Annotated in this window: 11 protein-coding genes and 2 pseudogenes; all 13 read left to right on the plus strand. The window is 66.5% G+C overall.

Translation table 11 applies throughout. The annotated features are described in order from the left end of the window. The first annotated feature begins 43 nt into the window (after nucleotides 1-43). A complete protein-coding gene (locus tag CFB82_RS35270) occupies nucleotides 44-316 on the plus strand; it encodes a metal/formaldehyde-sensitive transcriptional repressor (protein ID WP_089448796.1) in 273 nt (90 codons plus the stop codon). Nucleotides 317-328: 12 nt separating this feature from the next. Beyond that, nucleotides 329-1,612, plus strand: coding sequence for a CDF family Co(II)/Ni(II) efflux transporter DmeF (gene dmeF, locus CFB82_RS35275; RefSeq protein WP_089486997.1), 1,284 nt, complete (start codon nucleotides 329-331; stop codon nucleotides 1,610-1,612). 2 nt (nucleotides 1,613-1,614) lie between these two features. After that, nucleotides 1,615-1,800, plus strand: coding sequence for a DUF1289 domain-containing protein (locus CFB82_RS35280; RefSeq protein WP_174945789.1), 186 nt, complete (start codon nucleotides 1,615-1,617; stop codon nucleotides 1,798-1,800). Between the two features lie 145 nt (nucleotides 1,801-1,945). Beyond that, nucleotides 1,946-2,635 carry a response regulator transcription factor gene (locus CFB82_RS35285; protein ID WP_069249672.1) on the plus strand — a complete coding sequence of 230 codons (690 nt, stop codon included), beginning with the start codon at nucleotides 1,946-1,948 and terminating at the stop codon, nucleotides 2,633-2,635. Continuing rightward, nucleotides 2,589-3,911, plus strand: coding sequence for a sensor histidine kinase (locus CFB82_RS35290; protein WP_089486998.1), 1,323 nt, complete (start codon nucleotides 2,589-2,591; stop codon nucleotides 3,909-3,911). Before CFB82_RS35285 ends, CFB82_RS35290 begins: the two co-directional genes overlap by 47 nt. An 88-nt stretch (nucleotides 3,912-3,999) precedes the next feature. Next, the gene (locus CFB82_RS35295) at nucleotides 4,000-5,391 is read left to right on the plus strand and encodes a TolC family protein (RefSeq protein ID WP_089486999.1); all 1,392 of its coding nucleotides are present in this window, start codon (nucleotides 4,000-4,002) and stop codon (nucleotides 5,389-5,391) included. Then, on the plus strand, nucleotides 5,388-6,449 hold the full coding sequence (locus tag CFB82_RS35300; protein ID WP_089487000.1) for a metal transporter: 1,062 nt from the start codon (nucleotides 5,388-5,390) through the stop codon (nucleotides 6,447-6,449). The genes CFB82_RS35295 and CFB82_RS35300 overlap by 4 nt, the downstream gene beginning before the upstream one ends. Before the next feature lie 42 nt (nucleotides 6,450-6,491). Then, nucleotides 6,492-9,607, plus strand: a pseudogene (locus CFB82_RS35305) (efflux RND transporter permease subunit). Nucleotides 9,608-9,610: 3 nt separating this feature from the next. Continuing rightward, nucleotides 9,611-11,629, plus strand: coding sequence for a bifunctional DedA family/phosphatase PAP2 family protein (locus tag CFB82_RS35310; RefSeq protein ID WP_089487001.1), 2,019 nt, complete (start codon nucleotides 9,611-9,613; stop codon nucleotides 11,627-11,629). Nucleotides 11,630-11,833: 204 nt separating this feature from the next. Beyond that, entirely contained in the window at nucleotides 11,834-13,039 is a 1,206-nt protein-coding gene (locus tag CFB82_RS35315) for an MFS transporter (protein ID WP_089487002.1), read from the plus strand. A 358-nt stretch (nucleotides 13,040-13,397) separates the two neighbouring features. Continuing rightward, nucleotides 13,398-19,301 carry an excinuclease ABC subunit UvrA gene (uvrA, locus tag CFB82_RS35320; RefSeq protein WP_089487003.1) on the plus strand — a complete coding sequence of 1,968 codons (5,904 nt, stop codon included), beginning with the start codon at nucleotides 13,398-13,400 and terminating at the stop codon, nucleotides 19,299-19,301. A gap of 467 nt (nucleotides 19,302-19,768) precedes the next feature. After that, nucleotides 19,769-20,056, plus strand: coding sequence for a DUF1330 domain-containing protein (locus tag CFB82_RS35330; protein ID WP_089487005.1), 288 nt, complete (start codon nucleotides 19,769-19,771; stop codon nucleotides 20,054-20,056). A gap of 38 nt (nucleotides 20,057-20,094) precedes the next feature. Continuing rightward, a pseudogene (locus tag CFB82_RS44260) lies at nucleotides 20,095-20,302 on the plus strand (hypothetical protein); the annotation flags it as partial. Between the last annotated feature and the right edge of the window lie 76 nt (nucleotides 20,303-20,378).

The following is a 20,378-nucleotide window of genomic DNA, read 5'->3' on the forward strand; positions in this document are numbered from 1 at the left end:
GAGTATTGAAATATACTCCCCCCCGCTATATGAAGGAGCCATCATGAGCCACACCGTCAAGGAAAAGCAGAAGCTGCTGAATCGCGTGCGCCGCATCAAGGGGCAAGTCGAAGCCATCGAACGTGCACTGGAAGAGGAGCGCGGCTGCAATGAAATCCTGCAACGCATCACGAGCAGCCGCGGCGCGATGAACGGGCTGCTCGCGGTCGTGCTCGAGGATCACATCCGCAGCCATCTCGTCGATGCCGAGGGGCACGAGGACGAGGGCAGCGCAACCGAACAGCTCATCGAAGTCGTTCACAGCTATTTCAAGTAATCAGGTGCCGCGATGAGCGAATTCAAGGATGCCGCCTTCGGCGCGGGTCACGACCACATTTTTCTGGGCGCTGCCCACGAGAAGAACGAGCGCAGGACCTGGATGGTGATCGGGCTGTGCGCGGCAATGATGGTGGCCGAGATTGTCGGCGGCTCGATCTTCGGCTCGTTGGCGCTCATCGCCGACGGGCTGCACATGTCGACGCACGCCGGCGCGATGCTGATTGCCGCGCTTGCGTACACCTATGCGCGCAAGCATGCGAGCGACCCGCGCTTCGTATTCGGGACCGGGAAGCTTGGCGACCTGGCAGGCTTCACGAGCGCGATCGTGCTCGCGATGATTGCACTGCTGATCGGGTATGAGGCGATCGCACGCTTGCTCGCCCCGGTGCCGATCCATTTCGGCGAGGCGATTCCGATTGCGGTGGCCGGCCTGCTCGTCAACATCGCGAGCGTGTGGCTGCTGAGCGGCGATCACCATGGCCACGGTCATGGTCACGACCATCATCACGGGCACGCTCATGGCGGTCACGACGATCACGCGCACGAAGAGGACGTGCACACGATCTTCGATCGGCAGGGCGCATTCCTCGTGTCGGTATTCGAGGAGGGGGTTCCTCCCGTGTTCCGCGTGGCCCCTGCCACACGCGATACGACGCTCGTCGATGCGAAGGCCGTGTCGGTGACGACGATCCGTCCGGACGGTACCCGGCAAACATTCGCGATGGAAAACCGGGGTGGTTATCTGGAGTCGGTCGACGCGATCCCCGAACCTCACGCATTCAAGGCCATCGTCCGGTTGAACGACCACGAGCATGAACTCGCGTTCGAAGAACATGATCACGGTACGTCCGCTGCGGCGACGCGAGATCACAACCTCCGCTCCGCCTACATTCACGTGATTGCCGATGCGGCAGTCTCCGTTCTGACGATCATCGGCCTGCTGCTCGCGCGGGCGTTCGGCTGGGTCTGGATGGATCCGCTTGCCGGCATCATCGGTGCGCTGGTGATTGCGAACTGGTCATACGGCCTGATGCGCGACACGGGCGGCATTCTGCTCGACATGAATCCGGACCGCCGGCTCGCGGACAACGTGCGCACGGCCATCGAAGGCAACGGCGACAGGATCAACGATCTGCACGTCTGGCGCCTCGGGCCGGGGCACATGAGCGCGGTCGTGTCCGTCTCGACCGACGACGTGGCACGGGATTCGCGCTTCTATCACGGCCTGCTTCAGCGCTTCAAGGATCTGTCGCACGTGACCGTCGAGGTCGTGCCCGCCGCGAGGGGGCACTGAGGATGGCAGTCAAATCGCCTTGCGTCGAAGTGTGCTCGTTTGACGGCAGGACCGGCTACTGCGTGGCGTGCCTGCGCACGCGGGACGAAGCCCGCGGGTGGAAGAAAATGACGGACCATCGGCGTCACCAGATCGTGAACGACCGGGCCCGGCGGGAGGCAAAGCTGCCCCGGACGACAACCGACTGAACGCAGATGAGCTTGATCTGATCATTTCAGCGAGAGCCGTCATTACGCGGCCGTTGGCCGGTCGACGCGGGTGGCTCCGCGTCGATTCCCCCCGCCAGAAGTGCGTGGCAGAATCGATCCGGCTTGCGGACCTTTGGAGAACACCGTGCGCGTACTCGTCATCGAAGACGACGCCAGCATCGCGACCAACCTCTACGACTATCTGGAGGGTGCCGGCTACGAGGTCGATCTGGCCATGAGCGGCCCTGCCGGCCTGAAGCTGGCCGTGTCGCAAACCTGGGACGCGATTCTGCTCGACCTGTCGCTACCGGGCATGGACGGGCTGACGTTGTGCCGCAAGCTGCGCGAAGAGAACCATCGCGATACGCCGGTGCTGATGCTGACGGCAAGGGACACGCTGGACGACAAGCTCGACGGGTTTGACCACGGCGCTGACGATTATCTCGTCAAGCCGTTCTCGCTCAAGGAAGTCGGCGCGCGTCTCGGCGCACTGGTCAAACGCTACCGCGGGCAGGTTGCCGAGACTGCGCTGTGTTGCGCCGACGTCTGCCTCGACCTGAAGACGCTGACCGTCGAGCGGGCCGGCCGGCCAGTCAAGATGCCGCCCAAATGCCTGCATCTGCTGCGCCTGCTGATGCAGACGCCGGGCCGGGTGATCGGTCATGCGGAACTCGAAGCCGAAGTATGGGGTGAAGCGCTGCCTGACAGCGACACGCTGCGCGCGCACGTCTATACGTTGCGCCGCGCACTCACCGCGCAGGGCGAGCGCGATCCGATCGAGACTGTTCATGGTCTCGGCTACCGGTTCGTGGCGGGCGACGATCGTGCGCTTTAGTCTTCGCGCCAAAGTTGCGCTTTTCTTCTCCGCGCTGACGATCGTGCTGCTCATCGCGCAGGCGCTGGGTGTCAAGACACTCGCCGAAGCGCAGGAGGAGCGACTGATCACCGCGCTGATTCGCGACGACCTGGCCAGCGTGCTGCGTTCGTATCGCAGCGACCCGGCGCTGATGCCGCCGTTCGACGTCCGCTTGAACGGCTATGTATCGGAGGCGGATCGCCCGCAACTGGCGCTGCCGGACTCGGTCACGCAGCTCGCCGACGGCACGCACGAGATCATTCTCGACGACCGCGAGATCCACGTCGCAATCGTGCCGCTCGGCGCGGGCCGCCTCTATCGTGTGTATGACTTCAGCACGTACGAGCAGCGATTCCGGCAGGTGATCAACGCGCTGATGGCCGGCACCGGCGTGTTCGCGCTGTTCACGATCTGGTGCGCGTTCTGGCTGTCGGGGCTGCTGGTGCGGCAGGTCGCGAGCCTGGCGCAGCAGGTGAAGTCGCTGCGGCTCGGCGGATCGGCATCGCTCAATACCGGGAAGTACGACGAGGCCGAAGTGGGCGAGCTGGCCGAAGCGTTCAACGACTACCACCGACGCATGGCCGAGATGGTCGACCGTGAAAAGGAATTCGCCGGGAACGTCAGTCACGAGCTGCGCACGCCGCTGACCGTGATCAAGACCAGTTGCGAACTGCTCGAGCACGACGCATCGATCGGTGCGAAGTCGCGCGCCCGCCTGCAGCAGATCGAACGCGCCGCGGACGGGATGAAGGATCTGGTCGACGCGCTGCTGCTGCTCGCGCGTGAGAAACCGCCCGCCGACGTCGGGGCCGTGTGCCTCGTCGGCGCGATCGAGGAAGCCGTCGATCCGGCTGCCGCGACGCTGAACGCCAAAGGTATCCAGATTCGGATCGACATCGATCGCAGCGTGCAGGTGGAGGCCAGCCGCTCCGTGCTCGGGCTGGTCCTGTCGAATCTGATCGACAACGCCGTTCGATATACGGATCGCGGCGAGATCGCGTTCTCCTTTGCGGACGGCTGGCTGCACATCGAGGACACCGGGCACGGCATCCCCGCCGATGCGTTGCCGCATGTGTTCGATCGCGGCTACCAGGCGCGCACCGCGGCACCGGGTTTCGGCATCGGCCTGTCGATCGTGAAGAAAATCTGCGATCGCCATGGGTGGGCGATCCGGATCGACAGCGAGCCGGACAAAGGCACACGCGTGTCGCTGCGCCTGCCGGCCACGAAACCGGCGCGAATCGCGTCGACCTGACCCTTTGTTGACGAAAACTTCACAACCGGTTGCGTAGTATCCGGGCCGAAAGCCGACACATCGGTCGGCCAGGACCCCGGATACCCGTATGCGCGGAGCGCTCTTTGTCGTCTGTGCGTTGCTGGGCGGCTGTGCGACCTACCATCCTCAGCCGATCGCGCCGCTACAGATTGCCCGTCAATTCGAAGACCGGTCGCTCGCGAGCGACGAACTGCATGCGTACCTCGTGCGCGAGCTTGGGCACGACGTCGCACCGTGGCCGCTGCCGCGCTGGAATCGCGAGATGCTCACGCTGGCGGCCTGGTACTACAGCCCGGCGCTGGATATCGCCCGCGCGCAGTGGGGAACGGCGAAGGCCGGCATCGACGTAGCCGGCGCGATCCCGAATCCGGTCCTTCAGTTGCCGTTCCAGTGGGCGACGCCGAACCCGGGGCCGGGCGCACCGTTCACGACCGGCCCGGCACTCGACATCCCGATCGAAACCGCCGGCAAGCGCGGGTATCGGATCGATCAGGCATCGCACCTGTCGGAATCGGCTCGCCTGGCAATCGGCAACGAGGCGTGGAAGGTCGGCGCCCAGGTGCGTGACGCGCTGCTGGTGCTCCACGCGGGCCGCGAGCGCAGCGCGCTACTGTCGCGCAAGGTCGACGCGGGGCGGCAGATCGTCGCAATGGTCACGAAGCGGCGCGCGGTCGGAGAAAGCGCCGGGCCCGACGTCGACGCGGCTGTCGCCACGCAGACTCAGGCGCAAATCGATCTGGCGGCGAGCCGGGCCGCCGAACAGGATGCCCGCGCGCAACTGGCCGCGGCGATCGGCATCCCGGCCGCTGCGCTGGAGCAGGTCGCGTTCGACTTCGACGGATTCGACCATGCGCCGCCGCCGCCCCCGGAGACAGATGCCCGGCGCGACGCGATCCTGCATCGTGCGGACCTGCTGGGTTCGCTTGCCGACTATGCCGCTGCCGAATCGGCGTTGCAGCTGGAGGTCGCGAAGCAATACCCGGACATTCACCTGGGCCCCGGCTACACCTACGACACCGGCACGCACAAGATTGCGTTCGGCCTGGCCGGCATTGCCCTGCCGATCTTCGATCAGAACCAGGGTGGCATCGCGCAGGCGGAAGCGAAGCGCAAGGAAGCCGCGGCCCGCACCGCCGCGCTGCAGGACACGATCCTCGGCGACCTCGATCACGCGCTCGCTCGCTATCGATCGAGCATCGATGCGTTGAAGCTGTCCGATATACACCGCACCGCCGCGCGCAGGCAACTCGACAGTCAGGCAGCCGGATTCGCAGCCGGCGATGTAGACCGCCTGACGCTCACGCAGGCGAACGCCGACTACCAGGCCGCCGAGATCGCTCGTCTGGACGCGGCCGTCGCGGTTCGCCAGGCGGCCGGCGCACTCGAGGACGCGATGCAGCGCCCGCTGACACCGGACGCCGTCCGAACGTTCTCCCCGTCACAACAGAGTGCGCGATGAAACGCCGACTGCTCTTTCTCTCCGTTATCTCCATTGCGCTGGTCGCCGGTGCCGGGTGGTACATCTACCGGACGCTCGGTCCGGGAACATCAGCACCGGTTGCCGCAACACGTGCGGCGCAGCCCGCCGTGCAAACCGTGAACGGCGAGACGGTCGTCGTCGTGCCGACCGACGAGCAGCGCGCCAGTCGAATCGAAGTGACGCCGCTGGCCGCGGCGTCCGTAGGATCAGGCCGCACGGCCTATGCAACGGTCGTCGACTTGCAGCCGCTGTTCGATCTGCGCAACCGGCTGGCGTCGGCCATCGCGGACCGCGATACCGCACGTGAACTGGCCGCAACCTCGCAAGCACAATACGAACGAAGCCGAACGCTGTTCGCAGACGATCGGAACGTCTCGCAAAAGGCATTGCAGGACGCGCAGGCCGCCGCGCAAACGGCTCGCGCGAAGCTGCAGTCCGCCGATGCGGCACAAGGCTCACTGGCCGCGACGATGCGTCAGCAGTTTGGCGACGTCCTGACGAATGCCGCGATGGCGCCTCAATCCCCGTTATTTCAGCGGCTGCTCGCCGGACAGGCGATTGTCGTGCGCGTGACGCTGCCGCCCGACGATGCGGCCGCGGCCCCGGAGCGCATTGCAATCGACGGGCCGGACGGCCAGCCCGTGATGGCGCAGAAGCTGTCGGCCTCGCCGCAGGGCGATCCGGCGGTGCAAGGCAATCCGTGGCTCTATGCCGTCGCACGCGCGTTGCCGGTCGGCACCCGCACGAGCGCACACGTGCCGGGCGCGAACCCGGCCGGGCCGGCGCTGGTGATTCCCGATCGCGCCGTGGTGTGGTACGGCGGGCAGCCTTGGGTTTATGTGCGCACGGCGCCTGATCGCTTCACGCGCCGCGCCGTGCCGGCCGATTCCGCCGGCGATCAGGGTATCGACGTGACGACCGGGTTCCATGCAGGGGACGCCGTCGTGACGCAGGGCGCGCAGCTGCTGCTGTCGGAGGAGCAGAAACCGCAGGGCATCGCGACGGCCTGCAAGGATCCGCCCGAATGCGACGACTGAATCTGAAGTCCGGTTCGCCCGCCATCCATCCGGCCACTGCCCATGCTTGACGCGATCATCCGGTTCTCGCTGCGCTTTCGCGGCATCGTGTACGCGCTCGCCGTGCTGGCGGCCGGCTACGGCCTCTTTTCGCTGTCGCACGCGAAGCTCGATGTCTTTCCGGAATTCGCGCCACCGATGAGCATCGTCCAGGTCGAGGCACCGGGCCTGACCAGCGAGCAAGTCGAAACCCTCGTGACGCAGCCGGTGGAGAATGGCCTCGGTGGCATGGTCGGCCTGCAGTCGATGCGTTCGCGCTCGATGCAGGGTCTTGCGTCGATCACGCTGGTGTTCGATGCGCACGCGAACGTGATGCAGATCCGCCAGCTCGTGTCCGAACGCGTGAACGCGCTGGCCGCGACGTTGCCGGCGGGCGTGCTGCCGCCACGCCTGTTGCCGTTGACGACGACCACCAGCGTCGTGCGCACGATCGGGCTGACATCGAAGACGCGTTCGCTGATGGACCTGTACGACATCGCGCAATGGGTAGTCCGGCCGCAACTGATGAGCGCGCCGGGCGTCGCCGACGCCATCGTGTTCGGCGGCCAGACGCGCCAGCTGCAGGTTCAGGTCGACCCGGCGAAACTGATGCGCTACGGCTTGTCGATCCAGGACGTGATTGCCGCGGCACGCCCGTCGACCGGCGTGCGCGGTGCCGGCTTCATCGAGAACGACAATCAGCGCATCGCGGTCAACGCGGATGGTCAGATCGCGACGCCAGAGAAGCTGGCAGGCGTCGTGCTCCGCTGGAGCAACGGTGTCGCCGTGCGTCTGTCCGATGTCGCGGCCGTGACGTGGGGAAGCGCGCCGGCAGTGGGCGCGGCATCCATCATGGGGCAGCCGGGCGTGATGCTCGTGTTGGAAAGCCAGTACGGAACGAACACGCGGGCCGTGACGAACGACATCGACAAGACGCTCGCGGCGCTTCGTCCGGTGCTGGCGAAGCAGGGCGTCGACGTTCAGCCGGACGTGTTCCGGCCGGCCAAGTTCATCGACGCATCGGTCGGGCACCTGCGTACCGCGCTGCTGGTCGGCGCCGTCCTCGTGATCGCGGTGCTGTTCCTGTTCCTGCTCAATGTCCGTACCGCGATCATCTCGGCGGTCGCGATCCCGCTGTCGCTGCTGGTCGCGGTCGTGCTCGTGTCGTTCGGCGTCAGCCTGAACACGATGACGCTGGGCGGCCTCGCGATCGCGCTCGGCGAAGTGGTCGACGACGCGATCATCGATGTCGAGAACATCTATCGGCGGCTCCGCGAGAACCGCGCGCTGCCGACACCGTTACCCGTGTTTCGCGTCGTGCTTCGCGCATCGCTCGAAGTGCGGAGCGCGGTCGTGTTCGCGACGTTCATCGTGATGCTGATCTTCCTGCCGGTGCTGACGTTGTCGGGGTGGCCGGCAAGCTGTTCGCGCCGCTCGGCATCGCGTACATCCTCGCGGTGCTGGCGTCGCTCGGTGTCGCGCTGACGCTCACGCCGGCAATGGCGCTTGCATTACTCTCGCGCGGCCCGCTGCCGGCACACGAGCCACGCCTGATCGCGGGCCTGAAGCAGCGCTACACGGCGCTGCTGATGAAGGTGGAGCAGCGCGTGAAGACCGTGATGGTGGTCGTTGCGCTGATGTGCGTCGCGGCGCTGGCGTCGCTGCCGTTCATGGGCGGCAACTTCATTCCGGAGCTGCGCGAAGGCCATTACATCGTCCATATGGGGATCGCACCCGGCACATCGCTTGCCGAATCGATGCGGATCGGGACACAGGTCACGCATGCGCTGATGCAGGTGCCCGGCGTCCGCCTCGTCGCCCAGCGCGCAGGACGTGCCAACGAGGTGGTCGACCCGATGGGCGTGCAGTTGAGCGAGTTCGAGGTCGATCTCGAGCCGATGAGCGCATCCGGCCAGAGCGAGGCGTTGCACCGCATCCGGCAGGCGCTTGGGCGCTTCCCGGGACTCACGACGTCGGTCAATACGTTTCTCGTCGAGCGGATCGACGAAACGATCTCGGGCGTCACTGCACCGGTCGTCGTCAACGTGTTCGGCGACAACCTCGATGTGATCGACCGCAAGGCTCAGGAAATTGCGCGGCTGCTCGGCACGATTCACCGTGTCGCCAGCGTGGGTGTCGAATCGCCACTCGGCATTCCCGAACTCGACGTGCGGCTCAAGCCCGATCAACTGAGCCGTTGGGGTTTTCGGCCGGTGGATGTGCTCGAGGCAATCCAGAGCGCGTACCAGGGCGCGGCCGCGCCGCAGGTCTATCAGGGCAGTCGTACGTACGATGTCGTCGTGATCCTGTCGCCCGACGTGCGCCGCAGCTTCGCGGACGTCGGGGCGCTGATGCTGCGCAACCCGGACGGGCTCGCGGTTCCGCTGCGCGCGCTCGCGACAATCGGTCAGGCGTCGGGGCGCTACCAGATCACGCACGACGGCGGTCGGCGCATGCAGACGGTTTCCGTGACCCTCGGCAGCCGCGCCGTGAGCGATTTCGTGAAGGAAGCGCAAGCGCGTGTGAGTCACGAGATCGCCATGCCGACGGGGACGTATGCGGTTTTCTCCGGCGAAAGCGAAGCGCGTTCGCAGTCGCAGCGCGATCTGCTCGTCTATGGCGCGATGTCAGCCGTCGGTATCGCGTTGCTGCTGTTCCTCGCGATGAAGAGCCGTCGCGGCGTCGTGCTCGTGATGATCAATCTGCCGTTCGCGCTGGTGGGGGGCGTCCTGAGCGTCGCACTGGCCGGTGGCGACCTGTCGCTGGGCAGCATGGTCGGCTTCGTCACACTGTTCGGCATCTCGTTGCGCAACTCGATCATGCTGATCAGCCACTACGAACACCTCGTTCACGTCGAAAGCATGCCGTGGGGAATCGAGACCGCGGTGCGCGGCGCATCCGAGCGTCTGATTCCGATCCTGATGACCGCACTCGTGACCGCGCTTGCGCTGATGCCGCTCGCATTGACCAGCGGCGCCGCCGGCAATGAGATCGAGGGACCGATGGCAATCGTCATCCTCGGTGGCCTGATCACGTCGACTGCGCTGAACCTGATCGTGCTGCCGACGCTGGCATTGCGGTACGGGCGGTTCGACCTGGACACGCTGGCGGAGTCGCCGGCCGCTTCGTCGAACGGGTGACCCATGCACGCCTGGCTTGTCGGTATCGCGACCCATCCGGTGCTCGTCCTGATCATCGTCTTCGGTGTGGCCTGCGCGGAATCGCTTGCCGTCATGGGAACCCTCGTCCCGGCCGGCATCGTGATGTTTGCCGCAGGTGCGCTGATCGGCGCTGGTGTGCTGGATGTGTGGACGACCCTCGGTGTCGCCGCACTCGGTGCGATGACGGGTGACGGGATCAGCTTCGAGCTTGGTCGCCGCTATGCGGGCGAGGTACGCACCTGGTGGGCTGATCATGGACATACGGAGGCGTGGGAACGCGGTGAGCAGTTTGTCGCGCGGCACGGCGGGAAGAGCATCGTCATGGCGCGCTTCCTTGCACCGGTACGCGCAATCGTTCCGCTGGTCGCTGGGGCGGCACAGATGCCGCGCCGCAAGTTCTATCCGATCAATATCGCTTCGGCATTGGCATGGTCTCCCGCTCACATCGTCCCGGGAATCGTGTTTGGTGCGTCTGCTCAACTCGCTGCTGCCGTGAGTGAGCGCCTCGCCGTGATGCTGCTACTGCTCGCCGCGCTGATCTGGTTGATCGTCCGGTTCGTGCGTATTGCGATGCGATATGGCGTGCCTGCCGTGCGGGCCGCCGCGTGGCGGGCGATGGAGCGCCTGGCGCGCCGGCATCCACGTCTCGCAACGGCGCTGTCGGGCATCATCGGTCCCGACCATCCCGAATCGCCGACGCTGATGGTGCTTGCCCTGCTGTTCATCGGGGGGGTGTGGCTGTTCCTTGGCGTTCTTCAGGACGTGATCGCACACGATCCGCTCATGGATGCCGACATCGCGATCGATAACTTCCTGCGCACGCTTCACACAGCGCCCATCGACTCTTTGATGACGGGCGTGGTCGAACTGAGCGGGTGGGACGTCGGCCTGATCGTGGCTGCAGTGGTACTCCTCTGGCTGGTGGTACGCCAATGCTGGCGCACTGCGATCTACTGGTTGCTCGTGGTGTGCATTGCCGCGGCTGTCAGCCCCGTACTCGAGCCGTCAGACTACGTGAAGCCGCTGGTGTGGCAGGCGGGTGTGCCGCACGCGCCGATGCCAAGCGGTAATGCCACGCTCAATCTCCTGTTGTACGGATCGCTTGGCTGGCTGCTGATTCGCCGATGGGAGTCGTCATGGCGCGGCGCGGTCATCGCGGGGATAGTCGGATGGATTGCACTGGTCGGCTTCGCCCATCTCTATCTGGGCGAAAACTGGCTTGCCGACATTTTGGCCGGATGGGGCCTGGGACTCGCGTGGTTCGCCGCGCTGGCTGGCATCCATACACACTGGACCGTGCGCGACGACGTGCGGCCGGGCCTGTTGGTCTGCATCGTGACGGGTACGCTCGTGATCTACGGCACCTGGGTGGATAGTGACGCCGATCGTGCCGATCTCGACCGGAGCCGCCCGGTCGCGCACGAAACAACTTTAACGCTTCGTCAGTGGATGGATGGCGGGTGGCGCTCGCTTCCGGTTCGACGTATCGACTTGAGTGGTGATCGGGAAGAAGCGCTTTCATTGCAGTGGGCGGACGATGCAATCTCGATTTCGAAGCAGCTCGAAGCCTCCGGCTGGCGGTCTGCCCCCGCGTGGTCGACGCAATCCGCACTGCTGTGGTTGACGCCACACGTGTCCGTCGGCGCATTGCCCGTGCTGCCGAAGTTGTCGAACGGCTACGGCGCGGCACTGACCTTCGTCAAGTTCGATCCAGCCCAGCCTTTGAGTCGTACGGTATTGCGGCTCTGGCGTTCCGAGTACGAGGTCGCGACTGATCGGGCGGGTCGTGTGCCGGTCTGGTATGGCGCGCAATACCCGGAGTTGTTCCGGCAGCCGTGGCAATTGCTCACTGTCGGTGTCATAACGCGGTCGAATACCGCTGTCATTCCTGGTTTTGTGAAGATGGATGCGGTCGAGGCGAGCGTCGAGGCAGGCGTCAGCGATGCGACCGGGCCCGTCACGCTGGTATTGCCCCGCGGCGCCACGGTCACCGGCCACTAATGCACGTTGGCCGGCGTTCACCGCGCCGGGTGTGCATCGCGAATCCTGGTCGAGATCCCAGGGAGGGGTGAATATTCCGGTATCTGATTCGTCTTCCGTTGTGGAGCGCTGTACTTCTGGTCGATCTCCGTCCGGCGGAATGTCATACCCGCTGTAACGGATGCACGCTACTTTCCAACGAACCGCTTTTGACCTCGACGCATCATGACCACCCGTTCAGCTACTGCCAAAAGGCCCGCCATACCACGTACCGTCTGGGCGTTGGGTTTCGTGAGCCTGTTCATGGATCTGTCATCCGAGCTCATCCATGCGCTGTTGCCGATTTACCTGGTCTCGACAATGGGCATGAGTGTGGCGGCGCTCGGGGTTCTCGAGGGGGCGGCAGAGGCGACCGCGATGATCGTCAAGGTTTTTTCCGGCGCGATCAGCGATTGGCTGGGGCGTCGCAAAGGGTTGCTGCTGCTCGGCTACGGGCTCGCCGCATTGACCAAGCCGTTGTTTCCGCTGGCGACCACGCCAACCGTCGTCGTGACGGCGCGTCTGCTCGATCGTGTCGGCAAGGGCATTCGTGGCGCGCCGCGGGACGCGTTGGTGGCCGATGTCGCCCCGCCAGACATTCGAGGCGCCTGCTTCGGATTGCGCCAATCGATGGATACGATCGGCGCATTTCTGGGGCCGATGCTCGCGATCGTATTGATGTGGGGGTTTGCGGATCAGATCAGGTGGGTTTTGTGGTTCGCCGCCGTGCCTGCTTTTGTTGCGGTCGGCCTGATCGTCTTCGGCATACGCGAATCCGATCGCGAGCAATCCCGTCGGCCATTCCGCTCGCCACTGCATTGGCGGGCGCTACGAGAATTTTCCTCGCACTACTGGTTCGTCGTCATCGTCGGGGCGACATTTACGCTTGCGCGTTTCAGCGAGGCGTTTCTGGTGCTGCGCGCGCAGCAAGCCGGTCTCGAGGTCGCGTGGATTCCCACGGTGATGGTCGTCATGGCCTTCGCATACTCGCTGTCGGCCTGGCCGGTCGGCGTGCTTTCCGATCGTGTGGACCGGCGGGTTCTGCTCGCCATGGGCATGGTTCTGTTGATTGCGGCCGATTTGCTCCTCGGTATGGGGAGGTCGAAACTGTCGATGTTTGTCGGGGTTGCCGCATGGGGACTGCATATGGGGTTCACGCAAGGCATTTTGGCGGCGATGGTTTCGGAAACGTCGCCGCCGACCCTGCGCGGAACAGCGTTCGGCGTATTTAACCTGATCAGCGGTGTGGCCATGCTGCTCGCGAGCAGCATCGCGGGCGTGGTATGGGCCCGCTTCGGTGCCTCGACGACCTTCGTCGTGGGCGCCGCACTGGTGGTGGTGCCGCTGTGTCTGTGCGCGTATGCACCCCGCCCAACGGCGTCACGGAATTGAAAGGGATACGGCTTCCTCGAGCAGTACGCGGCTGAACGAACGATCGCGCAGCAACCCCTAGTCCGATTGGTTGTTTTTATTGGGAAAAGTGCGCCACGACTCGCCAGCTACCGGGCGCTCGCCGTTCCGGTTTGAGCGAAGAAAGCTCCGGGCGGGATGCATCTCGCGCCCTCGCCAGCTGCCTGCCCATGACGGCGCCAGGGTCGTCATGGAAAACTGTATGAATATACAGTATAGTGTCCGTCGAAATCGAGTCGCACGGGTACAACCTTGCGGCCCGTGCGCCGCGCCTGCGGGCATCCGCCGCAGCGTTCCGGCACCGTGAACTCTGGCTAACTCATTCAGACGGGCAGGCAAATTGTCATCCAGCAATCTGATCCGCATTCGCGGAGCACGTCAGCACAACCTCAAGAATCTCGATCTCGACCTGCGCACCGGCGAGATGACGGTCGTTACCGGCCCGTCGGGCTCCGGCAAGTCCAGCCTCGTGTTCGACACGCTGTACGCGGAAGGCCAGCGGCGCTACGTCGAGACGTTCAGCGCGTACGCGCGGCAGTTCCTCGACCGGATGGACCGTCCGCAGGTCGAACGTGTCGACGGCGTGCCGCCGGCCATCGCGATCGACCAGACCAACCCGGTCCGCAGCTCGCGCTCGACCGTCGGCACGATGACCGAGCTGAACGATCACCTGAAGCTGCTGTACGCGCGCGCGGCCGAGCTGTTCGACCGCAAGACCGCGCGGCAGGTGCGGCACGACACGCCGGAGACGATCTACGCGGAGCTCGTCGCGCGCACGCTGGCGGACGATCCGCGCGTGGTCGTCACGTTCCCGGTCGAGCTGCCGGAAGCGGTGTCCGATGAAGAAATCGCGCAGTGGCTGTCGGCGAGCGGCTATACGCGCGTGCAGGCGCAGCGCGAGGTTGCGTCGCCCACCGGGCCGCGCAAGGTGCTCGACGTGGTGGCCGACCGCTTCCGCGTGCAGGGCGCCGACAAGGTGCGCGTGGTCGAGGCGATCGAGGCGTCGCTGAAGCGCGGCGGCGGGCGCGTGAACGTGTACGTGCTCGCGGCGGAGCCGGAGCAGGCAGGTGGCCCGGCTGCCGAGCCGCAGGTATGGCGCTTCTCCACCGGGCTCCACGATCCCGACAGCGACCTGCGCTACGCGGAGCCGCAGGCGGCGCTGTTCTCGTTCAATTCGGCGTACGGCGCGTGCGAAACCTGCCGCGGCTTCGGCCGCGTGATCGGCGTCGATCTCGGCCTCGTGATCCCCGACGCGCGCAAGACGCTGCGCGGCGGCGCGATCAAGCCGATGCAGACCCCCGCCTGGAAGGAGTGCCAGGACGACCTGATGCGCTACGCGGCGAAAGCCGGCATCCCGCGCGACACGCCGTGGTCCGAGCTGTCGGACGCCGAGCGCGACTGGGTCGTCAACGGGTCGCCGGACTGGAACGGCAAGTGGCAGAGCCAGTGGTACGGCGTGAAGCGCTTCTTCGGCTATCTCGAGTCGAAAGCGTACAAGATGCATATCCGCGTGCTGCTGTCGAAATACCGCAGCTACACGCCGTGCGACGTGTGTGGCGGCGCGCGCCTGAAGACCGAATCGCTGCAATGGCGGCTCGGGTCGAAAGAGAATGCGGACGGCGTGCTCGCGCCGGCCGGACGCTTCATGCCGCGCGGCGTCGACTGGAGCCGCGCGCAGCTCGAAGCGCTGCCGGGCCTGACCGTGCACGACCTGATGCTGCTGCCGATCGAGCGCATTCGCCGCTTCTTCGACGACATCACGCTGCCCAGCGCGCTGCTCGACGATGCGCTGAAGCTGCTGCTCGCCGAGGTGCGCACGCGCCTGAAATACCTGTGCGACGTGGGGCTCGGCTACCTGACGCTCGACCGGCAGAGCCGCACGCTGTCGGGCGGCGAGGTGCAGCGGATCAACCTGACGACGGCGCTCGGCACGTCGCTCACGAAAACCCTGTTCGTGCTCGACGAACCGAGCATCGGGCTGCATCCGCGCGACCTCACGCGGATCGTCGAGGCGATGCAGCGGCTGCGCGACGCGGGCAATACGCTGGTCGTCGTCGAACACGATCCGTCGGTGATGCTCGCGGCCGACCGGCTGATCGACATGGGGCCCGGCCCGGGCGAGCGCGGCGGCACGATCGTCTACGACGGCACGCCGGGCGACATCCGCTCCGCGCGCACGCTGACGGGCGAGTATCTCGGCGGCCGCAAGCATGTCGCCCATGCGTCGAACTGGGCGCGTCGGGTGGTCGACGCGAACACGCCGCGCATCGTGCTCGAAGGCGCGAGCGAACACAACCTGCGCGACGTGACGGTCGAGATTCCGCTGCAGCGGCTCGTCTGCGTGACGGGCGTGTCGGGGTCCGGCAAGTCCACGCTGCTGCAGGACGTGCTCTATCCGGCGATGGCGCGGCACCACGGCAAGGCGACCGAGTCGCCGGGCGCGTTCCGCAGCCTCACGGGCGCCGACCAGGTCGGCGACGTCGTGTTCGTCGACCAGTCGCCGATCGGCAAGACCACGCGGTCGAACCCGGCGAGCTACGTCGGCGCGTTCGACGAGATCCGCAAGCTGTTCGCGAAGGCGCCGCTCGCGCTGCAACGCGGCTACGGCGCCGGCACGTTCAGCTTCAACTCGGGCGACGGCCGGTGCCCGACCTGCGGCGGCTCGGGCTTCGAGCACATCGAGATGCAGTTCCTGAGCGACGTCTACCTGCGCTGCCCGGACTGCGACGGCAGCCGCTACCGCGCCGAGATTCTCGAAGTGCGCATCGAGCGCAACGGCCGCGCGCTGAGCATCGCCGACGTGCTCGATCTCACCGTCAGCGAAGCGGCCGCGTTCTTCGCGACCGACGCCGAGGTGCTGCGCGTGCTGCAGCCGATCGTCGACGTCGGCCTCGAATACGTGAAGCTCGGCCAGCCGGTGCCGACGCTGTCGGGCGGCGAAGCACAGCGGCTGAAGCTGGCCGGCTTCCTCGCCGAATCGGCGGCAGCCGTCAACGGCCGCCGGGTCGTCACGGAAGAAGCGCGCATCGCGCGGGCGAAGCTGTTCATGTTCGACGAGCCGACCACCGGGCTGCACTTCGACGACATCGCGAAGCTGATGCAGGCGTTCGGCAAGCTGCTTGCGGCCGGCCATTCGCTGATCGTGATCGAGCACAACCTCGACGTGATCCGCGCGGCCGACTGGCTGATCGATCTCGGCCCGGAAGGCGGCGACGGCGGCGGCCTCGTGCTGTGCGCGGGTACGCCCGACGACGTGAAGGCCTGCGCCGAATCGCATACCGGCGTGGCGCTGCTGCAGTACGACCGCGCAATGGATGCCGAGCTGGCGCTCGCCGACGAAGGCAAGCCGCTGCAGGCCGTGCTGAACGCGGCGCGCGAGCGGCGTGCAATCGAAGGCGAAGACGTCGTGCGGATCGTCAATGCACGCGAGCACAACCTGAAGGCGCTCGACGTCGACATCCCGCACGGCAAGTTCAACGTGATCACCGGCGTGTCGGGTTCCGGCAAGTCGACGCTCGCGTTCGACATCCTGTTCCACGAAGGCCAGCGCCGTTACCTCGAATCGCTGAATGCGTATGCGCGCTCGATCGTGCAGCCGGCCGGCCGCCCCGAAGTCGATGCGGTGTACGGCATTCCGCCGACCGTCGCGATCGAGCAGCGGCTGTCGCGCGGCGGGCGCAAGAGCACGGTCGCGACCACGTCCGAGGTCTGGCACTTCCTGCGGCTGCTGTACGTGAAGCTCGGCCTGCAGCATTGCATCCACGACGGCACGCCCGTCACGTCGCAGTCCGTCGAATCGATCGCCGCGCAGTTGCTGCGCGATCATCGCGGCGAGCACGTCGGGCTGCTCGCGCCGCTCGTCGTCAACCGCAAGGGCGTGTATACGGATCTCGCGAAGTGGGCGAAGGCGCGCGGCAGCACGCATCTGCGCGTCGATGGCGAGTTCGTGCCGGTCGATCCGTGGCCGAAGCTCGACCGCTTCCGCGAGCACACGATCGAGCTGCCGGTGGCCGATATCGTCGTGTCGCCGGACAACGAGGCCGAACTGCGGCGCGTGCTCGACGAGACGCTCGAGCTCGGCAAGGGCGTGATGCATCTGCTTGCGCCGCTCGACGGCCTGCACCACGCAATGCAGAACGATCATTCGACCGCGCGCGTCGGCACGGTCAAGGTGCTGTCGGTCAAGCGCGCGTGCCCGGTGTGCGGCACGAGCTACCCGGAGCTCGACCCGCGGATGTTCTCGTACAATAGCAAGCACGGCTGGTGCACGACCTGCGTCGGCACCGGCGTCACGCTCACGCGCGAACAGCGTGCCGCGTACGACGACACGGTGCTCGCCGGGGATGACCGCGGCCGCGAGCAGACGCTGCCGTCCGACGAGCAGGAACCGGATGGCGTGGGCAACGAGCCGTGCCCGGATTGCCACGGCACGCGGCTGAACCCGTCCGCGCGCGCGGTCACGTTCGACGCGCATCCGATCGTCGAGGTCGCGCAATGGACGGTGTCCGACACGCGGCGCTGGATCGACGGGCTGGAACTGACGGGGCGCGACGCGCAAATCGCACGCGACATCGTCAGCGAGATCGGCAGCCGCCTCGCGTTTCTCGAGGAAGTCGGGCTCGGTTACCTGAGCCTCGATCGCGCGGCGCCGAGCCTGTCGGGCGGCGAAGCGCAGCGCATCCGGCTCGCCGCGCAGCTCGGCAGCAATCTGCAGGGTGTCTGCTACGTGCTCGACGAACCGACGATCGGCCTGCATCCGCGCGACAACCAGATCCTGCTGGACGCGCTGCGCAAGCTCGGCGACAAGGGCAATACGCTCGTCGTCGTCGAGCATGACGAGGACACGATCCGCCGCGCCGATCACATCATCGATGTCGGCCCGGGCGCCGGCAAGCGCGGCGGCACGCTGGTCGCGCAGGGCGCGGTCGCGGATCTGGCCGCGCAGTCCGATTCGGTCACGGGCCGGTTGCTCGCGCAGCCGATGACGCACCCGCTGCAGCCGCGCCGCAGCGTGAGCCTGCCGCGCAAGCAGGGCGCCGCCGCGGTGCCGGACGCCTGGCTCACCGTGCATGGTGCACGGCTGCACAACCTGCGTGACGTCACGGTCGGCATTCCGCTCGCGCGGCTCGTCGCGGTGACGGGCGTGAGCGGCTCGGGCAAGTCGACGCTCGCGCGCGACGTGCTGATGACGAACCTGCTCGACGCGGTCGGCCGCTCGGTACTGTCGTCGCCGGCCACGCGCCGCGCACGCAAGGCCGCGCAGCAGGACGCGCCGGCCACCAACCGTCGTTCGAGCGTGCTCGCGCGCAGCGCGCCGCGGCCGTCGCTGAACGTCACGCATGCGTGGCAGGGCTGCGAGTCGCTGAGCGGCTGGGAGCAGATCGATCGTGTGCTCGAAGTCGACCAGACGCCGATCGGCAAGACGCCGCGCTCGTGTCCGGCCACCTATATCGGCGTGTGGGACACGATCCGCAAGCTGTTCGCCGATACGCTGGAAGCGCGGGCGCGCGGCTACACGGCGTCGCGCTTCTCGTTCAATACCGGCGACGGGCGCTGCCCCGCATGCGAAGGGCAAGGCGTGCGCACGATCGGGATGAGCTTCCTGCCCGACGTGAAGGTGCCGTGCGACGTGTGCCACGGGCAGCGCTTCAACCCGGAGACGCTCGCCGTCACGTGGCGCGGCCGGAACATCGGCGACGTGCTGACGATGGAGATCGACGAGGCGGTGGAATTCTTCGCGCCGATCTCGAACATCGCGCATCCGCTGCAGCTGATGAAGGATGTCGGGCTTGGGTACCTGACGCTCGGCCAGCCGTCGCCGACGCTGTCGGGCGGCGAGGCGCAGCGCATCAAGCTCGTCACCGAGCTGACGAAGGTGCGCGACGACATCACGCGGCGCGGCCAGAAGGCGCCGCACACGCTGTACGTGCTCGACGAACCGACGGTCGGCCTGCACATGGCCGACGTCGCGAAGCTGATTCGTGTGCTGCACCGGCTCGTCGATGCGGGGCACAGCGTCGTCGTGATCGAGCATGACCTCGACGTGATCGCGGAAGCCGACTGGATCATCGATCTCGGGCCGGAAGGCGGCGTGGGCGGCGGCACGATCGTCGCGGCGGCGCCGCCGGAAGCGCTCGTGCAGGTGAGTGCAAGCCACACCGGGCAGGCGCTCAAGCCGGTGCTGGCGCGAACGGGGTCGGACGAAGCGGAAGCCGAGCGCGAGGGCGAAGCGCGGGTGGGGTAAGCGCGACGCTTCGTCTCGACGGCCCCGGTGCCGGGCGGTGATTTCCCCCAACTGACTTGCCAGCGGCTGGGGGCATCGCGATCCGGCTCATGCACCCCTCGTCGAGGGGTGTTTCTTTTGGGGCTGCGGTCGACGCCCCATGCCGCCGCCATGATCGCGAGGCGGGCACACCGTCACAGGCCGACAGCCCGATCAGCACGAACGCAAGCTGCCAGGTGTCGAACCCGGCGAGCACCGGGAATGGCTGATGGGCATCGCGTGCGAACGAGATGGCGAGGCTGCCGGCGATCGCGGCAGCCGCGGCCGCGCCCGGCCGACCGGGTGCGTTCATTGTTAATCCGGCTCGAATAGAGAGTTGGAAGCAGGGGGATAAGAGAAAGCGCGCCCGATGGTTAGGATGAGTGTCGTTGTGCGGCGGACGATCTCCGGATCGTCCCATCATTCTCGAACGCATCAGGAGTGCAATCTTGGCGACCTATATCGTCTTCACGCATGAAAGCACGCAGGATCAGCAGGAACTCGATCTCTACCAGGACAAGGTCGGCGCGACGACCGCCGGCCACCCGTTGAAGGTGCTGGCCGCGTATGGCCCGCAGGAAACGCTCGAGGGCGACGGCCCGGAAGGGGTGGTGATCGTCGAGTTTCCGTCCGGGGACGCCGCGCGCGCGTGGTATGACAGCCCGGCATACCAGGCGATCGTTCAGCATCGCATCAAGGGCGGACGCTTTCGGGCGGTGCTGGTCGAAGGCGTCTGACCGGGGGCGAGCCTCTTGTCGATCGTCGCGGCGACGCCGCCTTCGGCGGGACCGTCGTGTCGCTGTTCAACGGCGAGCTGGGCTTCCCGTTGGACGGCTTCCCGGCCGCGCTGTCACGCAAGGTGTCGAAGCGCGAGCCGTCGGCGCCGTATCGCCCGGGCGACCGGATTCCGCCGGTCGATCTCGACGCGGTGCGCGCGCAGGGCCGCGTGCGCACCGCCGCTCGACGATCGGCAACGGGCGTCGAACCGTCCAGCCTCAATCGCGAATTCCATTATTGATGCGCGTGTCATATCCATAGAAGAAATCACCGCAACGGGGC

It is taken from the genome of Burkholderia sp. HI2714, from assembly GCF_002223085.1.
Lineage (GTDB): Bacteria > Pseudomonadota > Gammaproteobacteria > Burkholderiales > Burkholderiaceae > Burkholderia > Burkholderia lata_D.

Coding starts and splice junctions, on each gene's coding strand:
- CFB82_RS35270 (WP_089448796.1), top strand. CDS start 44: ATGAGCCACACCGTCAAGGAAAAGCAGAAGCTGCTGAATCGCGTGCGC.
- dmeF (WP_089486997.1), top strand. CDS start 329: ATGAGCGAATTCAAGGATGCCGCCTTCGGCGCGGGTCACGACCACATT.
- CFB82_RS35280 (WP_174945789.1), top strand. CDS start 1,615: ATGGCAGTCAAATCGCCTTGCGTCGAAGTGTGCTCGTTTGACGGCAGG.
- CFB82_RS35290 (WP_089486998.1), top strand. CDS start 2,589: ATGGTCTCGGCTACCGGTTCGTGGCGGGCGACGATCGTGCGCTTTAGT.
- CFB82_RS35295 (WP_089486999.1), top strand. CDS start 4,000: ATGCGCGGAGCGCTCTTTGTCGTCTGTGCGTTGCTGGGCGGCTGTGCG.
- CFB82_RS35300 (WP_089487000.1), top strand. CDS start 5,388: ATGAAACGCCGACTGCTCTTTCTCTCCGTTATCTCCATTGCGCTGGTC.
- CFB82_RS35310 (WP_089487001.1), top strand. CDS start 9,611: ATGCACGCCTGGCTTGTCGGTATCGCGACCCATCCGGTGCTCGTCCTG.
- CFB82_RS35315 (WP_089487002.1), top strand. CDS start 11,834: ATGACCACCCGTTCAGCTACTGCCAAAAGGCCCGCCATACCACGTACC.